Source organism: Elioraea sp. (assembly GCF_051860475.1).
Taxonomy (GTDB): Bacteria; Pseudomonadota; Alphaproteobacteria; order Acetobacterales; family Acetobacteraceae; genus Elioraea.
In genome coordinates, this window is sequence record NZ_JBHYDW010000142.1 from 1 (window position 1) to 11,090 (window position 11,090).

Below are 11,090 nucleotides of genomic sequence, written 5' to 3' on the forward strand. Positions count from 1 at the left end.
CCGCGTCCAGCGGATATCGATGAACTCCACGCCGGCGAGCGGCCAGCCGACCTCGCGCGCCAACACCGCGGCGCGGTCCTGGAACAGCACGCGATCCTGCCGCGCCACGACGTGCGGGAAGACGCGCAGGTCCCGCTCGCTCGGCTCGGGCAGGCCAGCGCAGGGATCGGGCGCCGCCTCCTGCGCGGCGGCGCGGCGCTCCATCGCCTCGGCCTCGCGCCGCGCCGCCTCGACCCCCGGCGGCGGCGCCGCACTCGCGACCTGCATGGGGGCAGGCTCGCCGGTGCAGCGGAGCTGGTTCGCGGTCTCAGCGCCGATAGCGCCAAGCCGGCCAAGCGCGGAGCAGATCGCCGCGATCGACGCGGCCTGGCTCGCGAGGTCCTGGCCGAGCTGGGCGAGCAGGCGACGCGCATCCTCGGGCGGGAAGATGTGCACCACCAGCCCGACGAACGCGACCTGACCCTCGGGCGGGGCGGCGAGGAAGCGCTCGCGCCGTTCCAGCACGAAGCCGGTGGTCTTCAGCCCGAGCTCGATCTCGGCGACGCGCCGGTCGCTCTCGCTCCGCTCGCGCGCGAGCCAGACCTGGCTGCCGCCGATCGTGAGCGAGGTCAGCACGGTGGCGATCGAGACCACCACGCCGATCCGTGCGCCGATCCCGCGTCCCTCGCGCTTTGCCCGCGCGGTCTCGGCCTCGAGCTTGGCGATCTCGGCCTCAAGCTTGCGGCGCGCCAGATCGTCGGTGCCGTCCGTTCCCGCCATGCAGCCTCCATAGCATGACAGGAACGAGTCGACGCAGCCGGGTCAGGACCGGTTGGCCCCGCGCGGCCAGGCGTTGATCGACCAGTCGTAGTCGTCGCCGTCGATGCGGTTGCGCGCACGCAGCGCGGCGGCGAGCCGCGGTTCGGTATAGAGCAGCAGATGCGCGATTACGCCGGCGTCACTGTCGCCGAAATCGTCGCGGAACCACTTGTAGATCGAACTGACATCGATCCGACCGTTCGGACGCACGGAGACGCCGCGCGAATGGTTGACGAAGGCGCGCGCGCCCTGGTCCATGTCCGCCTCCAGCGTGGCCGGGCGCCAGGCGGTCCGCTTGAGGTTCGGGCAGCCGATCGAGGCGCAGTTGACCACGTAATGGACGCGCGGATCACGCCAGATGGGGCGCATGATGCGGTGCTCGATGTCGTCGAGGCTCAGCGCCTCGCCCTGCACCCGCATCAGCTTGCGACCCCAAGGACCGAAGCTGAACAGGCCGGGACTGATGCGGATCTCGGTGATCGAGCGCACCGGCCAGTGCTCCAGGATCAGCAGCACCGTGCGCGCGTTGTAGAGATTGCCCCAGAAGCAGAACTGCTCCGGCCGGTCGAGCGCATCGACGTCGGTCGCCTCCAGCATCCGCACATAGGCGGCCAGCGCAGCCTCGTCGGCGCCCTTGGCGGCGGCGTAGGAGATATGGTGCACGCCGTCCTCGCCCGCGTGGACGTGGCGGGCGAGGAAGGCATCCCAGGCCGTGTGATCGACCGCCAGCCGCGCACCGGGCGTGTGACGCTGCCAGCGCGGCCAGAGATCGGCGCGGGTGGCGAGCGCTGGCGTGGCAATCAGGGCAAGGCCGCCGGCGAGGGCAGCGCGGCGCGACATCGGCTTCATGCAAGTCTCCCGGCGGTTCGCCTCGACTTCGCCCAAGCGGCGTCCGGGGCTACGTCGCGCCGCGATCACGCGGCCGCGAGTGCCCTTCCCTGGCGCGCCGACGCCCGCGCAAGGGTCAAACCTTGGCAGTACCGCGCGAGGCCGCCGGGGCAGGCTCGGCAGGCGGCTCGGCCGTCGCCTCGCCCGGCAGCGTCAGGCGGAACACGGTGCCCTCCGGCCCGGTGGTCTCAAGCGCGATGTCGCCGCCATGGGTGCGCATCACGTCGCGCGCGATCGCGAGCCCCAGGCCCGTGCCGCCGCGCCGGCCCGAGGCGAACGGGCTGAACAGCGAGTCGCGGACCTTGGGCGGCAGGCCCGGTCCGTCATCGGCGATCGTGATCGCGATCGTCTCGTCCTTGGCGGCGGAGACCGCGACCCGCCGCGCGCCGGCCTCGAAGCCGTTGCGCAGCAGGTTCAGGAGGACGCGGAACAGCTGCTCGCGGTCCGCCAGCACCTCGATCGACGGGGGGACACGGTTCTCGACCTGCGCGAGCCCGTCGCGCGCACCCGCCTCGGCCGCGCGCGCCGCCTCGTCGACCAGCGGCGCGAGCGCGAAGCGGTTGAGGTCGAGCGGCGGCGGCCCCTCGCGCGCGTAGTCGAGCGTCTGCTTGCAGAGTGCCACCGCCCGCTCGATCGAGGCGAGCAGCATCGGCGCCATCTGGCGCACCTTCGGGTCCTCGCTGGTGGTCAGCCGGTCGGAGATCATCAGCGCGGTGGCGAGGATGCCCCGCATGTCGTGGTTGATCTTGGTCACCGCGGTGCCCAGTGCCGCGAGACGCGATTTCTGCCAGAGCGCCCGGCGCAGTTCCTCCTGCATCGCGGCGAGCTCGATCTGGGCGCGGCCGATCTCGTCGTCGCGCGCCGGGGGGCCAGGCGCAACCGGTGCCGCCTCGGGGTCCTTGCGGAAGGCGACGATGCTGCCCGTGAGCCGGCGCATCGGCCGCACCAGCAGCCAGTCGAGCGCGAGGAACAGCAGCACGCCGGCGGCGAGCGAGATCGCCAGCGCCTCGGCGAGAATCCGCGCCAGCGCCAGATGCATGTCGCGCGTCAGCGCGCCCGTCTCCATGACGATGTCGACGACCGTGCCGGGCTCCTTCGGGCTCGGCCCGATCACGCGCATCAGCCCGGGCGTGGGCGCGACCAGCAGCGCCACCACGTCGGCCGCCGCGCGCGGCAGCGGGATTGTGTCGAGATCGACGGTCTTCACGACGGGCGCCTGGAACGGCCGGGCGAGGGCGAGCACCCGCTGGTCGGTCTTGCGCAGGCTCACCACCTCGACGCCGGCGAGCCGGAGAAGCTGGTCCTCGAGCTCCTCGCCGACCATCTGGTCGGGAGCGGCCTCCAGCGCCAGTGCCGCGATATGCGATGCCTCGATCCGCGTGCCGAGCCAGTCGAGATAGGCGCGGCCCAGCGAGGGCAGCAGGATCAGCGCCTGCGCGACCATCACGAAGCCGACGGTCAGCCAGAGCAGGCGGATCGACAGGCTGCGCGCCGGGCGCGCGGTATCGGGGCGGCGGTCGGCCATCACCGCCCCAGTCTACACCAGTCCGGCCGCGACTCGCAGGAAGCGGGCCGGGATCAGCCGAGATGGCGGTCGAGGAAGGCGTAGGTGCGGCGCCAGGCGAGCTCGTTGGCGCCCGGATCGAAGCTCGCCCGCTCGTCGCAGCCGAAGCCGTGCTGGGCGTTGGCGTAGACGAAGATCTCGACGTCCTTCTGCGCCGCACGGATGGCGTCCACGTCCGTCAGCGGGATCGAGGCGTCCTTCTCGCCGAAATGCATCTGCACCGGGCAGTGCGGCGTCTCCTCGCGGGTCGCGGCGATGCCGCCGCCGTACCAGCACGAGGAGGCGGCGAACTGGGCGGTGCGCGTGGCCCCCCACCAGGCGATAGTGCCGCCCCAGCAGAAGCCGATGATGCCGCGCTTCGCTTCCTCGGGCAGCGCGCCGGCGGCGGCCTCGATATCGGCGACCGGGCCCTCGTTGGAGATGCGCGCGCGGAGTTCGCGCCCGCGTGCGACGTCCTCGGACGCGTAGCCGAGCTCGACCCCGCGCTCGGTGCGGTCGAACAGCGCTGGGCAGACCACGGCGTAGCCGCGGCTGGCCAGCCGGTCGCAGACCGAGCGCATGTGGTGGTTCACGCCGAAGATCTCCTGCACCACGACGAGGCCGCGGGCCGCACGCGCCGGTCCGGCGCTGTATGCGGAGAAGCTGTGGCCGTCGGCGGCGATGAGCGTGATGGTCTGGCTCATGCGGTCCCTCCCGGTTGCCGGGCGCAGGCTAGTGCAGATGCGCGCACGACGGAAACCAGGCACGCCGCCGCGGCGAACCGTGTGCGGGACAACGGCCACCAGGAGAGCCTCATGCGCAACCACCTCACCCGCCGCCTCGTCGTCATCGGCGCGCTTGGCACGATCGGCCTCGCCGTTCGCGGCGCCCCTGGACGCGCGGACAGCGCCCGGCGCTGGTTCGCCGAGAATGGTGTGGCGATCCGCGGCACCGATCCGGTCGCGTATTTCCGCGAGGGGCGGCCGGTAGCGGGCCGCGCCGACCTGTCCCATACATGGCAGGCGGTGACCTGGCGCTTTGCGACCGAGGCGAACCGCGACGCCTTCGCCGCCGACCCCGCGCGCTACGCCCCCGCCTATGGCGGGTTCTGTGCCTGGGCGGTGGCCGAGGGCTACACCGCGCCGATCGATCCCGCCGCCTGGAAGATCGTCGACGGCCGGCTCTACCTGAACTACGACCGCTCGATCCAGCGCCGCTGGGAACGCGACATCCCCGGCAACATCGCAAAGGCCGACGCGAACTGGCCGCGGCTCGCCGCCGAGTAGCGGCGCCAGGTCGCGACTCAGGCGAACACGGAGGCGGCTGCCATGATCTCGGCCGCCGCACGCCGTCCCGCCAGCAGCGCGCCGTGGGCATAGGACGGGTACTCGGTCGAGGCCGCCTCGCCGGCGAAGAACAGACGGCCCTCGACCGGTGCGGCGAGCGCGGCGAAGGCGGCCTCGGTGACGCCCACGGGGATGAAGCTGTAGGCGCCGCGCGCGTAGATGTCGCGCCCCCAGCGGGTGACGCGGAAGGTGGTCGGCGCGGGCATCGCCCGGCCGAAGGCACGCCGAAGCGGCGCCATCAGCCGCGCGGCGATCGCATCCTCGCGCATCCCCTCCATCTCGCGCGCGGTGCGGCCGGCGACCAGCGCGACCAGGATCGGCGCGCGGTGATGCGCGGCCAGGCTCACCACTTCGGGCGTGAAGCTGCCGGCGCTGTCGGACAGCACGCGCACGAAATCGACGTCATCGGGCCAGAACGCCCGGTCGAAGCCGAGCACGATCTTGTTCATCAGCCCGTTGCCGATCGCCTCGGTCGCGTCGCGCTTGGCCGCCGGCAGCACCGGATCGAAGGTCACGTCGCCGCGCTTCAGCACGCCGAGCGGCAGCGTGACGACAACGCGGTCGGCCTCGTGCACGCCGCGCCGGGTGGTGACGCGCACGCCGTTCGCCGTCAGCGCGATCGCGCTGACCACCTCGCCGAAACGCACGTCGAGCCCGCGCGCGACGTAGTCGATGATCGCGCCATAGCCGAGATCGAGCAGGTGGTTCTCCTCCGGCACCTCCTCCTCGCCGAACCACCATTTGGCGGAGACCTCCTCGGCATCGCCGCCCGACCACGAGGCGACGAGATCGGCCGCGAGCCGGGCCTCGCGCCGCGCGTGCGGCGGCAGGGCGGCGGGATTGCGCAGCGCCGCCACCGCCTGGGCGACCGAGATGTCCGGCGCCTCGGGCGCGAGGCCGGGGTCGTCGCCGAGCAGCGCCTCGACCCGGCCATAGGTCGCCGCGACCTCCTCGGCCGGGAGCCGCCGTCCGTTCGGCTCGTAGATCGCCGATTTCGCGTCATAGGTCGGGATGCGGCGGATCCCGGCAGCATCGGCGAGTTCGGTCATCGGGTTGCCGTCGGGCCCGTGGATCCAGGCGCCGCCCAGATCGATCGGCACGCCGGCGATCTGCACCGTATGGAGCCGTCCGCCGAGCCGCGGCCGCGCCTCCAGCACCGTCACCATGTGGCCGGCGTCGGCGAGGCTGCGCGCGGCGGCGAGCCCGGCAATGCCGGCGCCGATCACCACGACGCGCTGGTTCCGGCCGAGCAGCGAGGCGCAGCCGGTGCCGCCGAGCAGCAGCGAGGCGGCAGCAAGCCGCAGGGCGGAGCGGCGGCTCAGCATCGCGAGGGATGTGGAACGCGGATCGGTCATGACGCTCTCCCGGTGTCTGGCGTGCATGGGGGGTAGCAGGCCGCGACTTCAGTTCGATTGCCGCGACCTGCCCGGCCGTGCTTTCGTGCCGGAACGATACGCGACTTCGTCGATTCCGGGCAGTCATGATCGTACCGCTGGCCTGGTCGCTGGATTCGAGCCCGCTCACGGGCCTGCTGTTCCTCGCGGGCGCCCTGCTGATCGGCCTCGGCGTCGCGCTGCTGTGGTTCAGGCGGCGCTGGGCGGCGGTGGCCTTGGCGCTCGGTGCCATCCCGATGGGGCTGCCGCTCGCCGGACAGGCTCCTGCGATCGCGGGCCGGCCGGCGTTGCGGATCTCCGCGACGCATATCGCGTGCACGCCATGGACGCGTGCGATCGCCTGGGCGGATGTCGCCGAGGTGCTGGGCGAGGACATCAAGCAGGGGCGGCGCTGGCGCGACATCGGCATCGTTCTCGTGCTGAAGCCCGGTGCCCTCGCGGAGGGCGGTCCGCCGGTCCCGGACGAGGGCTGGTGGCTGTGGCTCGCGCGGTTCTCGCGCAACCGGATCGACGAGATCGGCGCCGCGCCAGAGCCGAGCCCGGGGGGCCGGCTCTACTGCCAGACGCTCGACGTCGCATACGAGACCGAGGTTCTGAAGCGCCTCGCGCGCGAACTGGTCTGGGCCACCGCGCGGTCGGCGGAGAGCCGAGCGGGCCTCGCCTGGTGCGAAACGAGCGGCAACCTCACCTGGCGCTGCGTCGCCAATGCCGACACCTGGCACCGGGCCTGTTCCGCGCGTGGGGGCGACTACGATGCCTGCCGGCGCGGTGGGCTCTAGCTTGCCAGCGCGACGGGCATCTGGTCCGCTCACGCCATGACCGGCGAGATCGTCAACCTGCGCCGCGCGCGCAAGGCGAAGGCCCGCGAGAGCGCGGACCGCGAGGCCGCGCGGAACCGCATTCTGCACGGGCGCACCAGGGCGGAGCGCGCGCGGGACGCGGCCGAGCAGGCAGGCGCGGACCAGGCGCGCGCCCGGCTGGACCGGGGGCGGATCGAGGACTGAACCTGTCTTGCCGGTGCCTGGTCCTGCCGCTAGCGTCGCGCAAACGCATGGGGACGGACATGACGGCGCGCTTCCTCGGCTATCCCAGACCCGACGGGAGCGCGGGTGCCCGCAACCACGTCCTGATCCTCTCCATCCTCGGGCTGACCACGGCGGCGGCGCGGCGGCTCGCGGTCCAACTCCCACGTGCGGTGCTGATCGCCTGCCCCTATGGCCGCGGCCAGTTCGGCGAGGACCGCGCGCAGAGCCGCCGCACCCTGATCGGGCTCGGGCGCAATCCCAATGTCGCCGGCGTGGTGGTGATCGGCGCCGACCGGCTGCGCGCCGATGCGGTGGCCGAGGGGATCGCTCTTTCGGGCAAGCCGGTCGAGACGGTGGCGCTCGACGACGTGCACGAGGACAGCCTCGAGCTCTCCACGCGCGGGGTGCGTACGGCGGCGCTGCTGCTGCGCGAGGCCTCGCGGGCGCGGCGCGAGGAACTCCCCGCCTCGCTGCTCACACTCGGCATCGAGTGCGGCCACTCGGACGCGACCTCGGGTCTCGCCGCCAACCCGCTCGCGGGAATGGTGGCGGACCGGGTGGTGGATGCGGGCGGGCGGGTGATCTTCGGCGAAACGATGGAGTGGCTCGGCGCGGAGGACGTGCTCGCCGCGCGTGCCGCATCCCCCGAGGTGGGTGAGGCGATCCGGGCGGCGGTCACACGGCGCGAGGCCGCCGCGATCGCCTCGGGCGAGGATCTGCTCGGCAACAATCCCGGGCAGGAGAACATCCGCGGTGGGCTCTCGACCATCGAGGAGAAGTCGCTCGGCGCGATCGCCAAGGGGGGCTCGCGCCTGGTGCGGGGCGTGCTTGCGCAGGCGGCCGCCCCGCCCGACCCGGGGCTCTGGGTGATGGAAGGCCCGGCCTTCTCGCCGCCCTCGATCACCGGGTTCACCGCCGCCGGGGCGAACCTGCTGATCTTCACCACCGGCCCAGGCAACTCCTACACGGACTCGCTCGCGCCCACGCTGAAGCTGAGTGCCAATCCCGGTACGGCGGCACGGCTCTCGCGCCAGATCGACGCCGACGCCTCCGCCGTGCTCGCCGGGCACGAGCAGCCGGAGGCCGCCGCGGACCGCGTGTTCGCGCAGCTGCTTGACCACGCCTCGGGCACGCTCACCTGGGGCGAGGTGCTGAACGAGGGCGAGACCGCCTTCGCGCGCGCAGGCATGGACTTCTGATGGACCGCGCGTGGGACGCCGTGGTGCTGGCGGAGGCGGACGACGTCGCGATGGCGCTCGCCGATCTTGCGCCCGGACCGGTGCGCGTGCGGATCGGTGCGGCGGTCGAGACCCTGACCCTCGCCGCGCCCGTCCCGCTCGGCCACAAATTCGCTCGCCGCGCGATCGCGGCGGGCGCGCCCGTGCGCAAATACGGCGCGCCGATCGGCGTCGCCACCCCCCCGCGATCGCGGCCGGCGCGCATGTGCATGTGCACAACATCAGAAGCCGCCGCGCGCAGCGGATCGAGGAGGACACCAATGCCCGCTAGCCCCATCACCCGCCGCAGCCTCGCCGCCGCAGCGGCGACGCTCGCGCTGATCCGACCCGCGCGCGCCGCGTGGCCGGACCGGCCGATCCGAATCATCGTGCCCTTCGCGCCGGGTGGCGGCACCGATACCACCGCGCGCATCATCGCGACACCTCTGGCGGAACGGCTCGGCCAGTCGGTCGTGGTCGAGAACCGGCCCGGCGCGGGCGGCGCGATCGGCATGGCGGCTGCGGCGCGCGCCGAGCCGGACGGCTATACCCTGGTGATGGGGCATTTCGCGACCCATGTCGTGAACATGGCGGTGCACCGCACGCCGGGCTACGACACCGCGCGCGACTTCATCGCCCTCGGCATCACCTCGACCTCGTCGAACATCCTCGCGGTCAATCCGCAGCGGCACCCCGCGCTCGACAGCCTCGCCGCCTTCGTTGCGGCCGCGAAGGCGCGGCCTGGCGAGCTCTCCTACGGCTCGGCCGGGGTCGGCTCGCCGGCGCACATCACCACCGCGATGTTCCTGCGCACCGCCGGGATCACTGCGCAGCACGTGCCCTACCGGGGCGGCGCGCCGGCCACGGCCGATCTCGTCGGGGGCAATCTCGACTTCATGTTCTCCGGCGCCTCGGACTCCATCCCGCATATCCGTGCGGGCCGGCTGCGCGGGCTTGCCGCGGCGAGCCGGCAGCGGCTCGCGAGCATGCCCGAGCTGCCGACCGTGGCAGAGAGCGGCTATCCCGACTTCGCGATCGAGATCTGGCACACGCTCTCCGCGCGCCGCGGCACGCCCGAGCCGGTGCTTGCGACGCTGCGCCAGGAGGTGGCCGCTGTGCTGACAAGCGAGCCGGTACGTGCGCGCATCACGGCGATGGGCGTGGACGCGACTCCCACGCTCGCCGAGCCGGCGGAGGCGCGCGTGCAGGCCGAACTCGCGCGCTGGGTGCCGCTGATCCGCGAGGCGGGAATCTCGACGGAATAGAACGTCAGCCGCCGCCGCGCGGCCCGAGCGCGCCGCGCGCGAGCACCACGACCAGCATGACCACGATGGCGCCGGCCACCCACAAGGCGGCAGCGAGCCACACCGACACCCATGCCGCAACGGCCCAGGCGAGCAGCGTGACGAGAACGAGTGCCGTCGCGCCGTGCAGCAGGATCGAAACGATCACATGCTCAGCCGAACGCGCGCTCCGCCGGGGCGGCACTGATCTCGCGGATCAGCTTGCGCAGCACGGCGTTCTGGAAGGCGTCGAAATCGTCGGCCGGAATGACGAAGGCGCCCGGCCCGCCGACCACGAATTCCTGGAAGTACTGGTCGAGCGGCATCGACGGCGGCCGGCCGAACGGGCTGCGGTCGTTCAGGATCGGCAGGCCGTTGATGACGACACCCGCCTCCACCGCGAGGTCGCGCAGCAGCGTCACCGGCGCGCCGGAGTTGTTCACGCCGTCGCCCGAGATGTCGATCACCTTGCGCGTGCCCTCGAACGGCGCATCGTCCAGCACGCGCATCGCGTGCTCGATCGCCCCCGAGATCGAGGTCCAGTTCATGCTGACACGCGGCGCCTGTTCCAGCGCCGTCACCCAGGCGCGCGCGGCCTCCGGCCCGTCGATGTAGGTCCAGGGGATCACCAGGCGCTGATAATCGGCCGAGGCCCATTCCGTGTAGGCAACGCCGATCGCGCCGAGCGTGCCGGACTGGATCGCCTGGACCACCCGCGGATCGCCCACCGCGTTGCGGTAGCCCTGGCGCTGCAGCCGCGCCTCCTCCTCGTCGATCGACCGGCTGACATCGACGGCGAGCACCAGCAGCACATCGACCGGCTTCTTCTCGGCCCGCGCGGCGGCGGGCAGAAGCGTTGCGGCGGCACTCGCCGACAGACCTGCAACAACCTTGCGGCGTGAGGGACGCATTCTCCCGACTCCCATCCGCTCCCGATCAGCAAACGCTAACAGAAGTCAAGGAGTCGATGCAGCAATTCCGTCACCGGCGGCGATCACATCGTCGGTGCGGCCGAACTCTCGCCGGGACGGGTGAATTCGGGCACCAGGGCGGCGAGCACCGAGAGGGCGGCACTCTCGCGCCCGGCCCGCGACGCAGCACCCGCCTCGTCCATCGCCCGCGCCACCAGGGCAAGATCGGCGGTGCGGGGGGCGGCCATCAGCAGACCCGGCGCGCCCGCCTCGACCAGCGTCTCGCGGCCGTGGAACAGCTCCTCGTAGAGCTTCTCGCCGGGACGCAGCCCGGTATAGCGGATCGCCACATCGACCTCCGGGCGAAGTCCGGCGAGCCGGATCATCCGGCGCGCAAGATCGACGATCTTCACCGGCTCGCCCATGTCGAGCACGAAGATGCCGCCCTGGCGCGCCGCCTCCGGCAGCCCCTCGTCCCGCACCCGCAGCACGGTCGCGGCGAGCACCAGCCCGACCGCCTCGCGCACGGTCATGAAGTAGCGGCGCATGTCGGGATGCGTCACGGTGAGCGGCCCGCCGCGTTCGAGCTGGCGGCGGAACAGCGGCACCACCGAGCCGGTCGAGCCGAGCACGTTGCCGAAGCGCACCGTCACGAACCGCGTGCCGGTGCCGTCTGCGCGCGCGC

Annotated in this window: 13 protein-coding genes; 5 read left to right on the forward strand and 8 right to left on the reverse strand. The window is 72.7% G+C overall.

Annotation, left to right across the window (positions count from 1 at the left end; all coding sequences use genetic code 11):
* The 4 genes from ACTIFU_RS19315 to ACTIFU_RS19330 all read right to left on the reverse strand — a co-directional run.
* The coding region (locus ACTIFU_RS19315) for a hypothetical protein (RefSeq protein ID WP_439579950.1) at positions 1–759 on the reverse strand (759 nt) is incomplete at its 3' end.
* A gap of 42 nt (positions 760–801) precedes the next feature.
* Entirely contained in the window at positions 802–1,647 is an 846-nt protein-coding gene (locus ACTIFU_RS19320; RefSeq protein WP_439579951.1) for a DUF547 domain-containing protein, read from the reverse strand.
* Positions 1,648–1,762: 115 nt separating this feature from the next.
* The gene (locus tag ACTIFU_RS19325) at positions 1,763–3,211 is read right to left on the reverse strand and encodes a sensor histidine kinase (RefSeq protein WP_439579952.1); all 1,449 of its coding nucleotides are present in this window, start codon (positions 3,209–3,211) and stop codon (positions 1,763–1,765) included.
* Between the two features lie 53 nt (positions 3,212–3,264).
* The gene (locus ACTIFU_RS19330; protein WP_439579953.1) at positions 3,265–3,933 is read right to left on the reverse strand and encodes a dienelactone hydrolase family protein; all 669 of its coding nucleotides are present in this window, start codon (positions 3,931–3,933) and stop codon (positions 3,265–3,267) included.
* A gap of 111 nt (positions 3,934–4,044) precedes the next feature.
* On the opposite strand from ACTIFU_RS19330, the gene ACTIFU_RS19335 reads away from it, so the two are divergent.
* Complete coding sequence (locus tag ACTIFU_RS19335) at positions 4,045–4,515, forward strand: YHS domain-containing (seleno)protein (protein WP_439579954.1); 471 nt, start codon at positions 4,045–4,047, stop codon at positions 4,513–4,515.
* A 17-nt stretch (positions 4,516–4,532) separates the two neighbouring features.
* Here ACTIFU_RS19335 and ACTIFU_RS19340 read toward each other — a convergent pair whose 3' ends face one another.
* Entirely contained in the window at positions 4,533–5,930 is a 1,398-nt protein-coding gene (locus ACTIFU_RS19340; RefSeq protein WP_439579955.1) for an FAD-dependent oxidoreductase, read from the reverse strand.
* 125 nt (positions 5,931–6,055) lie between these two features.
* Here ACTIFU_RS19340 and ACTIFU_RS19345 point away from each other — a divergent pair, with 125 nt between their 5' ends.
* The 4 genes from ACTIFU_RS19345 to ACTIFU_RS19360 are packed head-to-tail and all read left to right on the forward strand — an operon-like array spanning position 6,056 to position 9,476.
* Positions 6,056–6,748: a hypothetical protein gene (locus ACTIFU_RS19345; protein ID WP_439579956.1), complete on the forward strand. Its 693-nt coding sequence runs from the start codon at positions 6,056–6,058 to the stop codon at positions 6,746–6,748.
* Positions 6,749–6,784: 36 nt separating this feature from the next.
* Positions 6,785–6,973 (forward strand): DUF4169 family protein, encoded by a 189-nt coding sequence (locus ACTIFU_RS19350; RefSeq protein ID WP_439579957.1) that lies wholly within the window; start codon positions 6,785–6,787, stop codon positions 6,971–6,973.
* A 59-nt stretch (positions 6,974–7,032) separates the two neighbouring features.
* Complete coding sequence (locus tag ACTIFU_RS19355) at positions 7,033–8,193, forward strand: UxaA family hydrolase (protein ID WP_439579958.1); 1,161 nt, start codon at positions 7,033–7,035, stop codon at positions 8,191–8,193.
* The gene (locus tag ACTIFU_RS19360; protein ID WP_439579959.1) at positions 8,193–9,476 is read left to right on the forward strand and encodes a tripartite tricarboxylate transporter substrate-binding protein; all 1,284 of its coding nucleotides are present in this window, start codon (positions 8,193–8,195) and stop codon (positions 9,474–9,476) included. Before ACTIFU_RS19355 ends, ACTIFU_RS19360 begins: the two co-directional genes overlap by 1 nt.
* 4 nt (positions 9,477–9,480) lie before the next feature.
* On the opposite strand, the gene ACTIFU_RS19365 is transcribed toward ACTIFU_RS19360, so the two are convergent.
* From ACTIFU_RS19365 to ACTIFU_RS19375, 3 genes are all read right to left on the reverse strand, one after another.
* Positions 9,481–9,663 carry a hypothetical protein gene (locus ACTIFU_RS19365; protein ID WP_439579960.1) on the reverse strand — a complete coding sequence of 61 codons (183 nt, stop codon included), beginning with the start codon at positions 9,661–9,663 and terminating at the stop codon, positions 9,481–9,483.
* Positions 9,664–9,667: 4 nt separating this feature from the next.
* The gene (locus ACTIFU_RS19370; RefSeq protein ID WP_439579961.1) at positions 9,668–10,405 is read right to left on the reverse strand and encodes a DUF1194 domain-containing protein; all 738 of its coding nucleotides are present in this window, start codon (positions 10,403–10,405) and stop codon (positions 9,668–9,670) included.
* Positions 10,406–10,488: 83 nt separating this feature from the next.
* A partial coding sequence (locus tag ACTIFU_RS19375) for a polysaccharide biosynthesis protein (protein WP_439579962.1) occupies positions 10,489–11,090 on the reverse strand: 602 nt, incomplete at its 5' end.

Excerpts from the sequence above, each read along its gene's own strand:
- ACTIFU_RS19320 (WP_439579951.1), bottom strand. The coding sequence starts at position 1,647 with ATGAAGCCGATGTCGCGCCGCGCTGCCCTCGCCGGCGGCCTTGCCCTG.
- ACTIFU_RS19325 (WP_439579952.1), bottom strand. The coding sequence starts at position 3,211 with ATGGCCGACCGCCGCCCCGATACCGCGCGCCCGGCGCGCAGCCTGTCG.
- ACTIFU_RS19350 (WP_439579957.1), top strand. The coding sequence starts at position 6,785 with ATGACCGGCGAGATCGTCAACCTGCGCCGCGCGCGCAAGGCGAAGGCC.
- ACTIFU_RS19360 (WP_439579959.1), top strand. The coding sequence starts at position 8,193 with ATGGACCGCGCGTGGGACGCCGTGGTGCTGGCGGAGGCGGACGACGTC.
- ACTIFU_RS19355 (WP_439579958.1), top strand. The coding sequence starts at position 7,033 with ATGACGGCGCGCTTCCTCGGCTATCCCAGACCCGACGGGAGCGCGGGT.
- ACTIFU_RS19370 (WP_439579961.1), bottom strand. The coding sequence starts at position 10,405 with ATGCGTCCCTCACGCCGCAAGGTTGTTGCAGGTCTGTCGGCGAGTGCC.
- ACTIFU_RS19345 (WP_439579956.1), top strand. The coding sequence starts at position 6,056 with ATGATCGTACCGCTGGCCTGGTCGCTGGATTCGAGCCCGCTCACGGGC.
- ACTIFU_RS19340 (WP_439579955.1), bottom strand. The coding sequence starts at position 5,930 with ATGACCGATCCGCGTTCCACATCCCTCGCGATGCTGAGCCGCCGCTCC.
- ACTIFU_RS19335 (WP_439579954.1), top strand. The coding sequence starts at position 4,045 with ATGCGCAACCACCTCACCCGCCGCCTCGTCGTCATCGGCGCGCTTGGC.
- ACTIFU_RS19330 (WP_439579953.1), bottom strand. The coding sequence starts at position 3,933 with ATGAGCCAGACCATCACGCTCATCGCCGCCGACGGCCACAGCTTCTCC.